Here is a 15,272-nt window from a genome sequence, read left to right on the forward strand (position 1 = left end):
ATGGCGGAGTGACCCGCGCATCCCTGGACAAGCAGCCGCACGAAGTCGCCGCGATGTTCGACGACGTCGCCGCCAACTACGACCTCACCAACGATGTGCTGTCCCTCGGACAGGACCGCCGCTGGCGCAAGGTGGTGGCCCGGTCGCTGGACGTCCGGCCGGGGGAGCGGGTGCTGGACCTCGGGGCGGGCACCGGCACCTCGTCGCTGCCCTTCGCCGCGGCCGGGGCGCGGGTCGTGCCGTGCGACTTCTCGCTCGGCATGCTGCGCGAGGGCAAGAAGCGTCATCCCTTCCTGCCGCTGACCGCCGGTGACGCCACCCGGCTGCCGTTCGCGGACGGGGTGTTCGACGCCGTCACCATCTCCTTCGCGCTGCGCAACGTCCACGACACGGACGCCGCGCTGCGCGAGCTGCTGCGGGTCACCCGGCCCGGCGGCCGGGTCGTGATCTGCGAGTTCAGCCACCCCACCGTCAAGGTGTTCCGCACCGTGTACACCGAGTACCTGATGCGTGCCCTCCCGCCGGTCGCCACCGCGGTGAGCAGCAACCCCGACGCGTACGTCTACCTCGCCGAATCCATCCGCGCCTGGCCGGACCAGCCGGCCCTGGCCGCCAAGCTCCAGCGGGCCGGCTGGTCCAAGGTCGCCTGGCGCAACCTGACGGGCGGGATCGTCGCCCTGCACCGCGCCACCAAGCCGTAAGCACCATGACGAAACGGGAGACCCCGACCGTGACCGAGTCCGCCAAGAAGGCAGCCTCCGAACGCAGCGCCGATGTGATCGTCGTCGGGGCCGGGCCCGCCGGTTCGACGACCGCGTACTACCTCGCCAAGGCCGGGCTCGACGTCCTGCTGCTGGAGAAGACCGCCTTCCCGCGCGAGAAGGTCTGCGGCGACGGGCTGACCCCGCGCGCGACCAAGCAGCTCGTCGGCATGGGCATCGACATCTCCGAGGAGGCCGGCTGGCTGCGCAACAAGGGCCTGCGCATCATCGCCGGCGGGGTCCGCCTCCAGCTCGACTGGCCGGAGCTGGCCTCCTTCCCCGACTACGGACTCGTGCGCAAGCGCGAGGACTTCGACGAGGTGCTGGCCCGCCAGGCCCAGAAGGCCGGCGCCCGGCTCCACGAGCGCTGCAACGTCGGCGCCCCGATCCGCGACGAACGCACCGGCCGGATCATCGGCGTCGAGGCGAAGCTCGGCGAGGAGAAGACCCCGGTCACCTTCCACGCCCCGCTCGTGGTCGCAGCCGACGGCAACTCCACCCGGCTCTCCCTCGCCATGGGTCTGCACCGCCGCGAGGACCGCCCGATGGGCGTCGCGGTGCGTACGTACTTCACCTCCCCGCGCCACGACGACGACTACCTGGAGTCCTGGCTGGAGCTGTGGGACAAGCGCGGCCCCCAGGACCGGCTGCTGCCCGGCTACGGCTGGATCTTCGGCATGGGCGACGGCACGTCCAACGTGGGCCTGGGCATCCTCAACTCCTCCGCCGCCTTCAAGGAGCTGGACTGGCGTGAGGTCCTGAAGTCCTGGTGCGCCTCCATGCCCGCCGAGTGGGGCTACACCGAGGAGAACCAGATCGGCCCGATCCGCGGTGCCGCCCTGCCGATGGCCTTCAACCGCCAGCCGCACTACACCAAGGGCCTGCTGCTGGTCGGCGACGCCGGCGGCCTGGTCAACCCCTTCAACGGCGAGGGCATCGCCTACGCGATGGAGTCCGGCCAGATCGCCGCCGACGTCATCGTCCAGGCCCACGCCCGCACCACCCCCGCCCAGCGCGAACTGGCCCTCCAGGCGTATCCGCGCATCCTCAAGGACACCTACGGCGGCTACTACACGCTGGGCCGGGCCTTCGTGAAGCTGATCGGCAACCCGAAGGTCATGAAGGTCGCCACCCAGCGCGGGCTCAGCCACCCGCTGCTGATGCGGTTCACCCTCAAGCTGCTCGCCAACCTCACCGACCCGACCGGCGGCGACGCGATGGACCGCGTCATCAACGGCCTGTCGAAGGTGGCCCCCAAGGCGTAGCGCGGTGGCCGGGCCGCGGCCGCTTCAGAAGCGCAGGACCGCCGCGATGTGGTCGTGTGCGGACAGGGCGCCGTCGGGGAGGAAGACCACCTCGCCGCCGGTGTCGAGGGTGGCCTCGATGATCTCGTCGACGATGTCCTCGCGGGCGGCCATCCCCACGGCGTCGGGGGCGTCGGCGGGCACGAGGTGGCTGTCGGTGACGCAGACGGTGCGCTGGAAGCCGTCCTCGACGGCCAGCAGGTCGATGCGGCCCTCGCGGACGGTCTGCCAGGCCTCGTCGACGCCGGCGGCGAAGACCCGGCGGCCCTGGGCGTCCTCGATGCGCCGGGTGACCTGGTCGATGCCGTGCCGGGCCTCGGCGTCGAGCACCGGGCGCAGTTCCTGGACGAGGGCCTGGGCGGGGCCGTTGGTGAGGCCGCCGCTGGTGATCCGGGCGGCGGCGGACCTGGCGGCGGTGCCGACCTCCTCCAGGAGGCCCAGTTCGTGGGCGAGGCCGACCAGGTAGACAGGCCGGGGGTCGGCGGCCAGCAGGTTCTGCAGGGCCGCGTCGACCTGCCGGAAGAAGCGCCGGGCCTCCTCGCCGCGCAGCGCGTCGAAGCGGTCGCCGATCTGCTCCCGGCGCTCCGTGTCCGGCTGGGTCCGGTCCGGTTCCAGGGGGAAGCCGCCGTCCCGGGCCGGGTGCACGGTGTCGTCGCTGCCGCTCCACAGCGTCGTACGGTCCAGGGACACGGCCAGCACCCAGTAGGGGTGTGCCTGTTCGCGGGCCGCGACGAGGTTGCGGGTCTCGTACGTGTCGCTGAACACGACGCGTTCGGCCACCGGGCGGGGCAGGTCCCAGACCTCGTGCTCACCCGGCGCGGCGAAGATGGCCAGTCCGTCCAGGGTGTGCCGCAGGTCGATCTCGGACACCGCGCGGTCGAGTTCCCCGCTGACGTTGATCCGGGCCTCACGGGTCACGGCGGGATCGGCTTCGAGGCGGTGCTTGGCCTCGCCGATCAGATTCCGCAGCCGTACCGGGTCCTCGGAGTTCAGTGGCCGGCGGCGATGGGCCGGCAGGGCCACGGTGACGGCGGGATAGGGCCGCCGGGCCCGCAGTGCGGTGAGAGTGCCCGAGGTCAGGTCCGTGATGTGCATCAGCGCCTCCAGACGGTGGCTCCTCTACAGCATCACGCACCTGCCCCGGGTCCGCACCCGTTACGTCCTACGCGACGCGTACCGCCGAGGTCGGCATGTAGTACGCCATCTTCTGGATCACGACGCCCTTGCTGGGGTTGGCGGCGTCCAGGTACTCGCCGTTGCCCACGTAGACGGCGACGTGGTAGGCGGAGCCGCGGCCGCCCCAGAAGAGCAGGTCGCCGACCTGGACGTCGGAGACGGGGACGGCGGTGCCGACGGTGGACTGCTCGGCGGCGGTGCGTGGCAGGTCCACGCCGATGGTGGCGAAGGCGGCCTTGGTCAGGCCGGAGCAGTCGAAGGCGGAGGGGCCCGTGGCGCCGTAGACGTACGGCTTGCCGACCTGGGCCTTGAGGAAGCTGATGACCGTGGCGACGCTGCCGCTGGCCGTCGAGGGGACGGAGGCGAGCGAGGTGCGGGCGTCGGAACGGGAGGCGGTGGTGTCCGTCGCGGCGCGCGCCTTGGCGGCGGCCTTCGCGGCGGCGGCCTTGCGGTCGGCCTGGAGCCTGGCCGTCTCGGCCTGCTTGAGGGCCGTCTTGTACGCGGCGTCCTTCTCGGCCTGGACCTGGAGGTCGAGCGCGGTCTGGTCCAGCGCGTCGACGGCCTGCCCGGCCGTGGTGGCCGTGGAGAGGGGAAGCACCGGAATGCTGCCGGTGGTGGTCGTGTCATCGGCCTTGGCAGCGGTGTCGGCGTTGGCCGGAGCCGACATCCCGGTCAGTGCGAGCGTGCCTATCACGCCGCCGGCGATCCCCGCGCGACGCACCCAGTTGGGGTTGGTCGCGGTCTGCGAGGCGTGTCGCCGGCGGCTTATATGCGAGCTCGTGTCGGACTTCGTAGGACTCATGAAGTCTTGGGTATCAGCATTCACGCCTTCGGCTCAACAAAAGTGCGATCCGCCACAGTTGAAGGCGCTGTACCGCTATCATCCGTTTTCCGATCTTGCTTATAACCGGCAAACGCGACATCAAGTCCATTTCCTCGTGCGCGCGTTCACGCGCTCCGCCGCCTGTCGGTGCGGGCGTTGTTCGCTCACCCGTATGAGTGGCCGGCGCTACCACGCGGCCCCGTCCATCTCGAATTTGCCTGCGCGGCAGGGTTCTTGATAGTGCAACAACCCTCGCGACCAGCGGCGACGCGATGGATTATGACTTCTGGTGATCATTTGTGTGCGCCGCGTGGGAAGATCACCGCTCATCCGACTTCATGATCATTCGCCGGGTGGTGTAGATCACAAAGACCGGAGTGAACCCCGTGTCGCAGATCACAGACCGGGAGACGTAGGATGCAGGCGGTCCGGGCTTGTGAACTGCCTCACATAGAAGCGATCTTCGTGACGCGGCCCACATCTCCGGGCACGGTCCGTCATCAGTCATCGTCGACTGGAAGGAGCGGGGACGGTGAACGCCTACGCGCCCATTCTCGTGCTGGGCGGCCTCGCGGCCGGCTTCGCGATCTTCTCCGTGGTCATGGCCTCGCTCATCGGCCCAAAACGGTACAACCGGGCCAAACTTGAGGCGTACGAGTGCGGTATCGAACCCACTCCGCAGCCGGCCGGCGGAGGCCGCTTCCCGATCAAGTACTACCTCACGGCGATGCTCTTCATCGTCTTCGACATCGAGATCGTCTTCCTCTATCCCTGGGCCGTCACCTTCGACTCGCTCGGGATCTTCGGGCTCGTGGAGATGCTCCTCTTCGTGCTCACCGTCTTCGTCGCCTACGCCTACATCTGGCGCCGCGGCGGCCTGGAATGGGACTGAAGGGGCGGGAGTAGAACAGCATGGGTATTGAAGAGAAACTGCCGAGCGGTTTCCTGCTGACCTCCGTCGAGACGGCCGCCGGCTGGGTGCGGAAGGCGTCGGTCTTCCCGGCCACCTTCGGCCTGGCCTGCTGCGCCATCGAGATGATGACCACCGGAGCCGGGCGCTACGACCTGGCCCGCTTCGGAATGGAGGTCTTCCGCGGCTCGCCCCGGCAGGCGGACCTGATGATCGTCGCCGGCCGGGTCAGCCAGAAGATGGCGCCGGTGCTGCGGCAGGTCTACGACCAGATGCCGAACCCGAAGTGGGTGATCTCGATGGGCGTCTGCGCATCGAGCGGCGGCATGTTCAACAACTACGCCATCGTGCAGGGAGTCGACCATGTGGTCCCTGTCGACATCTATCTGCCCGGCTGTCCGCCCCGCCCCGAGATGCTGATGGACGCGATCCTCAAGCTCCACCAGAAGATCCAGCACGAGAAGCTCGGCGTGAACCGCGAGCAGGCGGCCCGCGAGGCGGAGGAAGCGGCCCTCAAGGCGCTCCCCACCATCGAGATGAAGGGGCTGCTGCGATGAGCGAGTCCTCCGACCGGCCGAACCCGGACCGGGACGTGCAGTCCGAGAACCTCCCCGGCCAGCGCTCCGACCACGGCGAGGCCATCCGCGTCCAGCGCGGCATGTTCGGCGCCCACAACGGCGGCGACACCTCCGGCTACGGCGGCCTGGTGCGGACCGTGCGGCTGCCCGGGGCCACCGCCCGCCCGTACGGGGGCTGGTTCGACGAGGTCGCCGACGAGCTGGAAGGCGCCCTGGAGGAGCAGGACCTCCTCCCGGACAACGCGATCGAGAAGACCGTCGTCGACCGCGACGAGCTCACCTTCCACATCGCCCGGGAGCACCTGCCGCTGGTGGCCAGGACCCTGCGCGACGACCCCGCGCTGCGCTTCGAGCTCTGTACGGGCGTGAGCGCCGTCCACTTCCCCGAGGACAAGGGCCGCGAGCTGCACGCCGTCTACCACCTGCGCTCGATCACCCACAACCGGCTGATCCGGCTGGAGGTCTCGGCGCCCGACGCCGACCCGCACATCCCGTCGGTCGTGCCGGTCTACCCGACCAACGACTGGCACGAGCGCGAGGTCTACGACTTCTTCGGGCTGATCTTCGACGGCCACCCCGCGCTCACCCGGATCATGATGCCGGACGACTGGCAGGGCCATCCGCAGCGCAAGGACTATCCCCTCGGCGGCATCGCCGTCGAGTACAAGGGCGCCCAGATCCCGGCTCCGGACCAGCGGAGGTCGTACTCATGAGCACGCACGCACCCCACGCACCCCAGCCGGCCGAGGAGCGCGAGACCACCGAGGGCCGGGTCTTCACCGTCACCGGCGGCGACTGGGACGAGCTGGCCGAGACGGTCGGCAGGGCCGACGACGAACGCATCGTCGTCAACATGGGTCCCCAGCATCCCTCCACCCACGGAGTGCTCCGGCTCATCCTCGAAATCGACGGCGAGACGGTGACCGAGGCCCGCTGCGGCATCGGCTACCTGCACACCGGCATCGAGAAGAACATGGAGTTCCGGACCTGGACCCAGGGCTCCACGTTCGTGACCCGCATGGACTACCTCACCCCGTTCTTCAACGAGACGGCGTACTGCCTGGCCGTGGAGAAGCTGCTCGGCATCACCACCGAGATCCCGGACCGGGCCACCGTCATCCGCGTGATGCTGATGGAACTCAACCGCATCTCCTCGCACCTGGTGTGCATCGCCACCGGCGGCATGGAACTCGGCGCCACCACGATCATGATCTACGGCTTCCGGGACCGCGAACTCATCCTGGACGCCTTCGAGCTGATCACCGGCCTGCGCATGAACCACGCGTACATCCGGCCCGGCGGCCTCGCCCAGGACCTCCCGCCGGGCGCCGTCGACCAGATCCGCGAGCTGGTGAAGAAGTTCCGCAAGAACCTTCCCGAGTACGACAAGCTCGCCACCGGCAACCCGATCTTCAAGGCCCGGATGCAGGACGTCGGCTATCTGGACCTGGCCGGCTGCATGGCCCTCGGCGCCACCGGTCCGATCCTGCGGTCCACCGGACTGCCGCACGACCTGCGCAAGTCGCAGCCGTACTGCGGTTACGAGAACTACGAGTTCGACGTCCCGACCGCCGACAGCTGCGACTCCTACGGCCGCTTCCTCATCCGGCTGGAGGAGATGCGGCAGAGCCTGGACATCGTCGAACAGTGCCTGGACCGGCTCCAGCCCGGCCCGGTCATGGTCGCCGACAAGAAGATCGCCTGGCCCGCGCAGCTCGCGCTCGGCCCGGACGGGCTCGGCAACTCGCTCGACCACATCAAGAAGATCATGGGCACCTCCATGGAGGCCCTGATCCACCACTTCAAGCTGGTGACCGAGGGCTTCCGGGTCCCGGCCGGACAGGCGTACGTGGCCGTGGAGTCGTCCAAGGGCGAACTCGGCGTGCACGCCGTCAGCGACGGCGGGACCAGGCCCTTCCGGGTGCACTTCCGCGATCCGTCGTTCACCAATCTGCAGAGCATGGCGGCGATGTGCGAGGGCGGCCAGGTCGCCGATGTCATCGTCGCCGTCGCGTCCATCGACCCCGTGATGGGAGGCGTCGACCGGTGAGTGCCACGTCAGCCAACCAAGAGGTGCAGCTGGGCATGCCCCAGCTTCCCGCGCCGGACTATCCGGCCGACGTACGGCAGCGGCTGGAGGCCGACGCCCGCGAGATCATCGCCCGCTACCCCGGCGAGCGTTCGGCCCTGCTGCCGCTGCTGCACCTCGTACAGGCCGAGGAGGGGTACGTCACCCGCACCGGCGTCCGCTTCTGCGCCGAACTGCTCGACCTGACCACCGCCGAGGTCACCGCGGTGTCGACCTTCTACTCCATGTACCGCCGCCGGCCCAGCGGCGACTACCAGGTCGGGGTCTGCACCAACACGCTGTGCGCCGTCATGGGCGGCGACGCCATCTTCGACGAGCTCAAGCAGCACCTGGGCGTCGCCAACGGCGAGACCACCCAGGACGGCAAGGTCACGCTGGAGCACATCGAGTGCAACGCGGCCTGCGACTTCGCCCCGGTGGTGATGGTCAACTGGGAGTTCTTCGACAACCAGACACCCGCCTCCGCCAAGCAGATCGTCGACGACCTGCGCGCCGGACGCACCGTGGAGCCGACCCGGGGCGCCCCGCTGTGCACATACAAGGAAACGTCCAGGATTCTCGCCGGGTTCCCCGACGAGCGCCCCGGCGCGGTCGAGGCCACCGGCGGCGCCGGACACGCCTCGCTCGCCGGACTCCGGCTGGCCCGCGGCGAGTCCCTCCCGGGCGCCGGAACGGGCGTACCGCGGCAGCCCTCGCCGCCGTCGCAGGACGAGGCACCGCAGGCCCGCCCGGCCGCGACAGACGGCGAGGAGGAGCTGTGACCATGGTCGACTCCGAGGAGAAGCTGCTCTCGCCCGTACTGTCGGCGTTCTGGGACGATCCGCAGTCCTGGACCCTGCAGACCTACCGCCGCCACCAGGGGTACGAAGGGCTGCGCAAGGCGCTGGCCATGGCGCCGGACGACGTCATCGCCTTCGTCAAGGACGCCGGGCTGCGCGGCCGGGGCGGCGCCGGCTTCCCCACCGGCATGAAGTGGCAGTTCATCCCGCAGGGTGACGGCAAGCCGCACTACCTGGTCGTCAACGCGGACGAGTCGGAGCCCGGCACCTGCAAGGACATCCCGCTGCTCTTCGCCAACCCGCACGCGCTGATCGAGGGCATCGTCATCGCCTGCCACGCGATCCGCTCCAACCACGCCTTCATCTACCTGCGCGGCGAGACCGTCCCCGTCCTGCGCCGGCTGCACCACGCCGTCGCCGAGGCCTACCGGGCCGGCTACCTCGGCAAGGACATCCAGGGCACCGGCTTCGACCTGGAACTGACCGTCCACGCCGGCGCGGGCGCGTACATCTGCGGCGAGGAGACGGCACTGCTGGACTCGCTGGAGGGCCGGCGCGGCCAGCCCCGGCTGCGGCCGCCCTTCCCGGCGGTCGAGGGCCTGTACGCCTGCCCGACCGTCGTCAACAACGTCGAGTCCATCGCCTCGGTCCCCGCCATCCTGGTCCGCGGCAAGGAGTGGTTCCGCTCGATGGGGAGCGAGAAGTCCCCCGGCTTCACGCTCTACTCCCTGTCCGGCCATGTCGCCAACCCCGGCCAGTACGAGGCCCCGCTCGGCATCACGCTGCGCCAGCTGCTCGACATCAGCGGCGGCATCCGCCCCGGCCACCGGCTCAAGTTCTGGACCCCGGGCGGCTCCTCGACCCCGATGTTCACCGACGAGCACCTGGACGTCCCGCTGGACTACGAGGGCGTCGGCGCCGCCGGGTCCATGCTCGGCACCAAGGCGCTGCAGTGCTTCGACGAGACGACCTGCGTGGTGCGGGCCGTCACCCGGTGGACCGAGTTCTACGCCCACGAGTCCTGCGGCAAGTGCACACCCTGCCGTGAGGGCACGTACTGGCTGGTCCAGCTGCTCCGCGAGATCGAGAGCGGCGGCGGGCGCCTGTCCGACCTCGACAAGCTCTACGACATCGCCGACAACATCAACGGCAAGTCCTTCTGCGCCCTCGGCGACGGCGCCGCCAGCCCGATCTTCTCCTCCCTGAAGTACTTCCGCGCGGAGTACGAGGAGCACATCGAGCGGGGCGTGTGCCCCTTCGACCCGTCCAAGTCCACGGTGTGGGCCGACAAGTCTCACCTGGAGGTGAACGCGTGACCGTCACCACCAACGCCCCCTCCGGAGAGGCGGCGGTACCACCCGAGAACCTGGTGTCCGTCACCATCGACGGCATCGCGCTCTCGGTACCCAAGGGCACGCTGGTGATCCGGGCCGCCGAACTGCTGGGCATCGAGATCCCGCGCTTCTGCGACCACCCGCTGCTCGACCCGGTCGGCGCCTGCCGGCAGTGCATCGTCGAGGTCGAGGGCCAGCGCAAGCCGATGGCGTCCTGCACCATCACCTGCACCGACGGGATGGTGGTCAGGACCCAGCTCACCTCCGGCGTCGCCGAGAAGGCCCAGCGCGGGGTGATGGAGCTGCTGCTCATCAACCACCCGCTGGACTGCCCCGTCTGCGACAAGGGCGGCGAGTGCCCGCTCCAGAACCAGGCGATGAGCGCCGGCCAGGCCGACACCCGCTTCGAGGGCCGCAAGCGGACGTACGCCAAGCCGGTGCCGATCTCCACCCAGGTGCTGCTCGACCGGGAGCGCTGCGTGCTCTGCGCGCGCTGCACCCGCTTCTCGCAGCAGATCGCCGGCGACCCCTTCATCGACCTCGTGGAACGCGGCGCCCTCCAGCAGGTCGGCACCGGCGAGGGCGATCCCTTCCAGTCGTACTTCTCCGGCAACACCATCCAGATCTGCCCGGTCGGGGCGCTCACCTCGGCGGCCTACCGCTTCCGGTCCCGGCCCTTCGACCTCGTCTCGTCGCCGAGCGTCTGCGAGCACTGCGCGGGCGGCTGCGCCACCCGCACCGACCACCGGCGCGGCAAGGTCATGCGGCGGCTCGCCGCCGACGACCCCGAGGTCAACGAGGAGTGGATCTGCGACAAGGGCCGCTTCGGTTTCCGCTACGCGCAGCGGCCCGAGCGGCTGACCCACCCGCTGGTGCGCAACGCGGACACCGGTGAACTGGAGCCGGCGAGCTGGCCCGAGGCGCTGGACGCCGCGGCCCGCGGGCTCGCCCGGGGCCGCACCGGCGTCCTGCCCGGCGGCCGGCTGACGGTGGAGGACGCCTACGCCTACGCCAAGTTCGCCCGGGTCGTCCTGGACACCAACGACGTGGACTTCCGGGCCCGTACGCACTCGGCCGAGGAGGCCGAGTTCCTGGCGGCGGCCGTCGCCGGACGCGGACGCGACCTGGACGGTCAGGGGGTCACCTACCGGCTGCTGGAGGCCGCACCGGCCGTACTGCTGGTCGGCCTGGAGACCGAGGAGGAGGCGCCCGGCGTCTTCCTCCGGCTGCGCAAGGCCCACCGCTCGGGCCGCCGGCAGGCCTGGGCACTGGCGCCGTTCGCCACCCGGGGCCTGGAGAAGGCGGGCGGCATCCTGCTGCCGGCCGCACCCGGCACCGAACCGGAGTGGCTGAACGCGCTGGCGGACGGCACCGGACTGGACGAGCCGGGCCGGCGGGCCGCCGAGGCGCTGCGCGCCGACGGCGCGGTGATCCTGGTCGGCGAACGGCTGGCCGCCGTCCCCGGCGCGCTGACCGCCGCCATCCGGTTCGCCGCCGTCAGCGGGGCGACACTCGGGTGGATCCCGCGCCGCGCCGGTGAACGCGGCGCGGTCGAGGCCGGCGCCCTGCCCGGGCTGCTGCCCGGCGGACGCCCGGTCACCGACCCCCGGGCCCGCGACGAGGTCGCCCAGGTCTGGGGCATCGACCTGCTGCCCCACCGCTTCGGCCGGGGCACCGACGAGATCCTCACCGCCGTCACCAAGGGCGACCTGACCTCGCTGCTCGTCGGCGGGGTCGAGGTGGCCGACCTGCCCGATCCCGCACTGGCCCGCAGGGCGCTGGACACGGCCGGCTTCGTCGTCAGCCTCGAACAGCGGCCCAGCGAGGTCACCGACCGGGCCGACGTGGTCCTGCCGGTCGCCGCGGTCGCCGAGAAGGCCGGCACGTTCCTGAACTGGGAGGGCCGGGCCCGGCTCTTCGAGGCCGCGCTCAAACCCGACCAGGCCGTCACCCGGCTCCAGATGCCGGACGCCCGCGTGCTGACCATGCTGGCCGACGCGATGGACGTGGCCCTCGGCCTGGCGGACGTAAGGGCAGCCCGCGCCGAACTGTCGCGCCTGGCTCCCTACGAGGGGCCGCACGCCTCGCCGCCACTGGAGTCCGCCGGATCGCTGCCCCGGCCGGGCCGCGGCGAGGCCGTCCTCGCCGGCCACCGGCTGCTGCTCGACCAGGGCCGCCTCCAGGACGGCGACGAAGCGCTCGCCGGCACCCGGCACCCCGCGGTCGTCCGGCTGTCGGCCGCCACGGCCGCGGGTGCCGGGCTGGCCCAGGGCCAGGTGGTGGAGGTCAGCGGCCCCGCCGGGTCCGTACGGCTCCCGCTCCAGATCACGGCCATGCCGGACCAGGTGGTCTGGGTGCCGCTCAACTCGGCCGGCGGGGGAGTGGCGTCCGACACGGGTGCCGTCCCCGGCCAGGTCGTCCGGGTCGGCGCCGTCCAGTCGGAGGTGACGGCATGACCGCGTCCACGTATGTGCTCGCCGCCGAGGACCTCTCGACCTTCGGCACCGACCCCTGGTGGCTGGTCGCCGTCAAGGCGGTCTTCTGCTTCGCGTTCCTGATGCTGACCGTGCTGTTCTCGATCGTCTGGGAGCGCAAGGTCGTCGCCTGGATGCAGCTGCGCATCGGCCCCAACCGGCACGGCCCCTGGGGCATGCTCCAGTCGCTCGCCGACGGCATCAAGCTGATGCTCAAGGAAGACCTGATCGTCAAGCGCGCCGACAAGGTCGTCTATGTGCTCGCGCCGATCATCGCCGCGATCCCCGCCTTCATGGCGATCGCGGTGATCCCCTTCGGCCCGGCGGACAACCAGGTGTCGATCTTCGGCCACCGCACCGCGATGCAGCTGACCGACCTCCCGATCGGCATCCTCTACATCCTGGCCACGGCCTCGATCGGCATCTACGGCATCGTCCTCGCCGGCTGGTCGTCGGGCTCGACGTACCCGCTGCTCGGCGGTCTGCGCTCGTGCGCCCAGATGATCTCGTACGAGATCGCGATGGGCGTGGCCTTCGCCTCGGTGTTCCTCTACTCCGGCTCGATGTCCACCTCGCAGATCGTCGCCTCGCAGCAGGACCGCTGGTACATCCTGCTGCTGCCGGTGTCCTTCATCATCTACATCGGCACCATGGTCGGCGAGACCAACCGCGCGCCCTTCGACATGCCCGAGTCCGAGGGCGATCTGGTCGGCGGCTTCAACACCGAGTACTCGTCGATCAAGTTCGCGCTCTTCATGCTCGCCGAGTACGTCAACATGGTGACGGTCTCGGCGGTCGCGACCACCCTCTTCCTGGGCGGCTGGCGGGCCCCGTGGCCCATCAGCACCTTCTGGGAGGGCGCCAACCACGGCTGGTGGCCGATGCTGTGGTTCGTGGTGAAGGTGCAGCTGCTGCTGTTCTTCTTCATCTGGCTGCGCGGCACGCTGCCCCGGGTCCGTTACGACCAGCTGATGAAGCTGGGCTGGAAGGTCCTGATCCCGGTCTCGATGGTGTGGCTGATGCTGGTCGCCACCGTGCGCGCGCTGCGCAACGAGAACTACGGCTTCCAGCAGATCCTGCTCTACGTCGGCGGGGCGGTCGTACTCGTCCTGCTGGTCTCGCTCGTGGTCGACGTCTTCCGGGACCGCGAGGACAAGCAGCGGGAGGCGGCCGGGAAGTCGGCGCCGCCACCGGAGTTCGACCCGTTGGCGGGCGGGTTCCCCGTGCCGCCGCTGCCGGGGCAGACGCTGCCGCCGGTCCCCCGGCGCGCGTCGCGCGCGGAACGTCAACTCGTAGGCAAGGAGGCCGACGATGCCTGAGTTCCTCGGGCCGGTCGCGGGCTTCGGCGTGACCTTCAAGGCCATGTTCAAGAAGCGGCTGACCGAGCAGTACCCGGAGGAGAAGAAGCCGACCGCGCCCCGGTTCCACGGCCGCCACCAGCTCAACCGTCATCCGGACGGGCTGGAGAAGTGCGTGGGCTGCGAACTGTGCGCCTGGGCCTGTCCGGCCGACGCCATCTACGTCGAGGGCGCGGACAACACCGAGGAGGAGCGCTACTCCCCGGGCGAGCGCTACGGCCGCGTCTACCAGATCAACTACGCCCGCTGCATCCTGTGCGGGCTGTGCATCGAGGCGTGCCCGACGCGGGCGCTGACGATGACCAACGAGTACGAACTCGCCGACAGCAGCCGTGAGTCGCTGATCTTCACCAAGGAGCAGCTGCTCGCCGGCCTCGAAGAGGGCATGGTCGAGAGCCCGCACTCGATCTTCCCCGGGACGGACGAGCAGGACTACTACCGGGGTCTGGTCACCGAGGCCGCCCCCGGCACCGAGCGCCAGGTGGCGGTCTCCCGGGGCGAGAAGCCTGACGAGAACGCCACGAACGCCACGAACACAACCTCCGAGGAGGTGCAGGCATGATGAGCAGTCTCGCCACCGCCGCCTACACCACCTCCACCGGCGAGGCGGTCCAGTTCTGGGTGCTCGGCACCGTGGCGCTGCTGGGCGCGCTCGGCACCGTACTGATGAAGAAGGCGGTGCACAGCGCGCTGTCGCTCGCCGGCACGATGATCGTCCTGGCGGTCTTCTATCTGGCGCAGGGCGCGTACTTCCTGGGCATCGTGCAGATCGTGGTCTACACCGGCGCGATCATGATGCTCTTCCTCTTCGTGGTCATGCTGGTCGGCATCACCGCCGCCGACTCGGTCAAGGAGACCCTCAAGGGGCAGCGCTGGCTGGCCGCGCTCTGCGGCATCGGCTTCGGCGTGCTGCTCGTCGCCGGGATCGGCAACGCCTCGCTCGGCTCCTTCACCGGGCTGGGCCAGGCCAACGCGGGCGGCAATGTGGAGGGCCTGGCGGCCCTGATCTTCACCAAGTACGTCTGGGCCTTCGAGATCACCGGCGCGCTGCTGATCACCGCCGCCGTCGGCGCGATGGTCCTGACCCACCACGAGCGCACCGAGCGCCGTCACACCCAGCGCGAACTCGCCGAGCAGCGGGTCCGTACGGGCACGCAGGTCCCGCCGCTGCCCGCGCCGGGTGTGTACGCCCGGCACAACGCGGTGGACATCCCCGGCCTGCTGCCGGACGGCACGCCGGCGGCGCTGTCGGTCAGCGACACGCTGCGGGCCCGTGGCCAGGTGCGTGACGTGTCGGCCGAGGCGCTCAACGACCTGGCCGAGCTGGAGCGGCGTACGGCCCGCCGGCTCGGCCGCAAGGCGTCAGTGAAGGAGGTCGGCAAGTGAATCCGGTCAACTACCTGTACCTGTCGGCGCTGCTGTTCACCATCGGCGCGGCCGGGGTGCTGATCCGGCGCAACGCGATCGTCGTCTTCATGTGCGTCGAGCTGATGCTGAACGCCTCCAACCTGGCGTTCGTCACCTTCTCCCGGCTGCACGGCAACCTGGACGGCCAGATCATCGCGTTCTTCACGATGGTCGTCGCCGCCGCCGAGGTGGTCGTGGGGCTGGCGATCATCGTGACGATCTTCCGCTCCCGCCACTCGGCCTCGGTCGACGACGCCAGCCTGATGAAGCTCTGAGGGG

15 protein-coding genes are annotated in these 15,272 nt (G+C 70.2%); 13 read left to right on the top strand and 2 right to left on the bottom strand.

Going from position 1 to position 15,272, the window contains the following annotated elements; translation table 11 throughout:
- The first annotated feature begins 8 nt into the window (after nucleotides 1-8).
- Together RWE79_RS22990 and RWE79_RS22995 are read left to right on the top strand one after the other, a co-directional pair.
- Nucleotides 9-701 (top strand): demethylmenaquinone methyltransferase, encoded by a 693-nt coding sequence (locus tag RWE79_RS22990; RefSeq protein ID WP_475941949.1) that lies wholly within the window; start codon nucleotides 9-11, stop codon nucleotides 699-701.
- A 5-nt stretch (nucleotides 702-706) separates the two neighbouring features.
- On the top strand, nucleotides 707-2,026 hold the full coding sequence (locus RWE79_RS22995; protein ID WP_475941950.1) for a geranylgeranyl reductase family protein: 1,320 nt from the start codon (nucleotides 707-709) through the stop codon (nucleotides 2,024-2,026).
- Nucleotides 2,027-2,050: 24 nt separating this feature from the next.
- Here the strand turns inward: RWE79_RS22995 and RWE79_RS23000 are convergent, their stop codons facing one another.
- Both RWE79_RS23000 and RWE79_RS23005 read right to left on the bottom strand, forming a co-directional pair.
- Entirely contained in the window at nucleotides 2,051-3,160 is a 1,110-nt protein-coding gene (locus tag RWE79_RS23000; RefSeq protein ID WP_475941951.1) for a baeRF3 domain-containing protein, read from the bottom strand.
- 67 nt (nucleotides 3,161-3,227) lie between these two features.
- Nucleotides 3,228-4,043, bottom strand: a complete 816-nt coding sequence (locus tag RWE79_RS23005; RefSeq protein WP_475941952.1) for a C40 family peptidase — start codon at nucleotides 4,041-4,043, stop codon at nucleotides 3,228-3,230.
- Nucleotides 4,044-4,596: 553 nt separating this feature from the next.
- Here RWE79_RS23005 and RWE79_RS23010 point away from each other — a divergent pair.
- The 11 genes from RWE79_RS23010 to nuoK are packed head-to-tail and all read left to right on the top strand — an operon-like array spanning nucleotide 4,597 to nucleotide 15,268.
- Nucleotides 4,597-4,956, top strand: coding sequence for an NADH-quinone oxidoreductase subunit A (locus RWE79_RS23010; RefSeq protein ID WP_475941953.1), 360 nt, complete (start codon nucleotides 4,597-4,599; stop codon nucleotides 4,954-4,956).
- Nucleotides 4,957-4,976: 20 nt separating this feature from the next.
- Complete coding sequence (locus RWE79_RS23015; protein WP_475941954.1) at nucleotides 4,977-5,531, top strand: NuoB/complex I 20 kDa subunit family protein; 555 nt, start codon at nucleotides 4,977-4,979, stop codon at nucleotides 5,529-5,531.
- Nucleotides 5,528-6,265, top strand: coding sequence for an NADH-quinone oxidoreductase subunit C (locus tag RWE79_RS23020; protein ID WP_475941955.1), 738 nt, complete (start codon nucleotides 5,528-5,530; stop codon nucleotides 6,263-6,265). The genes RWE79_RS23015 and RWE79_RS23020 overlap by 4 nt, the downstream gene beginning before the upstream one ends.
- Nucleotides 6,262-7,602: an NADH-quinone oxidoreductase subunit D gene (locus RWE79_RS23025; protein WP_475941956.1), complete on the top strand. Its 1,341-nt coding sequence runs from the start codon at nucleotides 6,262-6,264 to the stop codon at nucleotides 7,600-7,602. Before RWE79_RS23020 ends, RWE79_RS23025 begins: the two co-directional genes overlap by 4 nt.
- A gap of 35 nt (nucleotides 7,603-7,637) precedes the next feature.
- Nucleotides 7,638-8,402, top strand: coding sequence for an NADH-quinone oxidoreductase subunit NuoE (gene nuoE / locus RWE79_RS23030; RefSeq protein WP_475941957.1), 765 nt, complete (start codon nucleotides 7,638-7,640; stop codon nucleotides 8,400-8,402).
- A gap of 2 nt (nucleotides 8,403-8,404) precedes the next feature.
- A complete protein-coding gene (nuoF, locus tag RWE79_RS23035; protein WP_475946034.1) occupies nucleotides 8,405-9,736 on the top strand; it encodes an NADH-quinone oxidoreductase subunit NuoF in 1,332 nt (443 codons plus the stop codon).
- Complete coding sequence (locus tag RWE79_RS23040) at nucleotides 9,733-12,210, top strand: NADH-quinone oxidoreductase subunit G (RefSeq protein ID WP_475941958.1); 2,478 nt, start codon at nucleotides 9,733-9,735, stop codon at nucleotides 12,208-12,210. The genes nuoF and RWE79_RS23040 overlap by 4 nt, the downstream gene beginning before the upstream one ends.
- Entirely contained in the window at nucleotides 12,207-13,547 is a 1,341-nt protein-coding gene (gene nuoH / locus RWE79_RS23045; protein WP_475941959.1) for an NADH-quinone oxidoreductase subunit NuoH, read from the top strand. Before RWE79_RS23040 ends, nuoH begins: the two co-directional genes overlap by 4 nt.
- The gene (gene nuoI, locus RWE79_RS23050) at nucleotides 13,540-14,148 is read left to right on the top strand and encodes an NADH-quinone oxidoreductase subunit NuoI (RefSeq protein WP_475941960.1); all 609 of its coding nucleotides are present in this window, start codon (nucleotides 13,540-13,542) and stop codon (nucleotides 14,146-14,148) included. Before nuoH ends, nuoI begins: the two co-directional genes overlap by 8 nt.
- A complete protein-coding gene (locus RWE79_RS23055; protein WP_475941961.1) occupies nucleotides 14,145-14,972 on the top strand; it encodes an NADH-quinone oxidoreductase subunit J in 828 nt (275 codons plus the stop codon). The genes nuoI and RWE79_RS23055 overlap by 4 nt, the downstream gene beginning before the upstream one ends.
- The gene (gene nuoK, locus RWE79_RS23060; protein ID WP_405724288.1) at nucleotides 14,969-15,268 is read left to right on the top strand and encodes an NADH-quinone oxidoreductase subunit NuoK; all 300 of its coding nucleotides are present in this window, start codon (nucleotides 14,969-14,971) and stop codon (nucleotides 15,266-15,268) included. Before RWE79_RS23055 ends, nuoK begins: the two co-directional genes overlap by 4 nt.
- The last annotated feature ends 4 nt before the right edge of the window (nucleotides 15,269-15,272 follow it).

Source organism: Streptomyces sp. RLA131 (assembly GCF_056270125.1).

Bases quoted from the DNA above. Each gene is read 5' to 3' on its own strand.
- RWE79_RS23000 (WP_475941951.1), bottom strand. From the start codon at position 3,160: ATGCACATCACGGACCTGACCTCGGGCACTCTCACCGCACTGCGGGCC.
- RWE79_RS23005 (WP_475941952.1), bottom strand. From the start codon at position 4,043: ATGAGTCCTACGAAGTCCGACACGAGCTCGCATATAAGCCGCCGGCGA.
- RWE79_RS23025 (WP_475941956.1), top strand. From the start codon at position 6,262: ATGAGCACGCACGCACCCCACGCACCCCAGCCGGCCGAGGAGCGCGAG.
- nuoF (WP_475946034.1), top strand. From the start codon at position 8,405: ATGGTCGACTCCGAGGAGAAGCTGCTCTCGCCCGTACTGTCGGCGTTC.
- RWE79_RS23015 (WP_475941954.1), top strand. From the start codon at position 4,977: ATGGGTATTGAAGAGAAACTGCCGAGCGGTTTCCTGCTGACCTCCGTC.
- nuoH (WP_475941959.1), top strand. From the start codon at position 12,207: ATGACCGCGTCCACGTATGTGCTCGCCGCCGAGGACCTCTCGACCTTC.
- RWE79_RS23020 (WP_475941955.1), top strand. From the start codon at position 5,528: ATGAGCGAGTCCTCCGACCGGCCGAACCCGGACCGGGACGTGCAGTCC.
- nuoI (WP_475941960.1), top strand. From the start codon at position 13,540: ATGCCTGAGTTCCTCGGGCCGGTCGCGGGCTTCGGCGTGACCTTCAAG.
- RWE79_RS22995 (WP_475941950.1), top strand. From the start codon at position 707: ATGACGAAACGGGAGACCCCGACCGTGACCGAGTCCGCCAAGAAGGCA.
- RWE79_RS23055 (WP_475941961.1), top strand. From the start codon at position 14,145: ATGATGAGCAGTCTCGCCACCGCCGCCTACACCACCTCCACCGGCGAG.
- nuoE (WP_475941957.1), top strand. From the start codon at position 7,638: ATGCCCCAGCTTCCCGCGCCGGACTATCCGGCCGACGTACGGCAGCGG.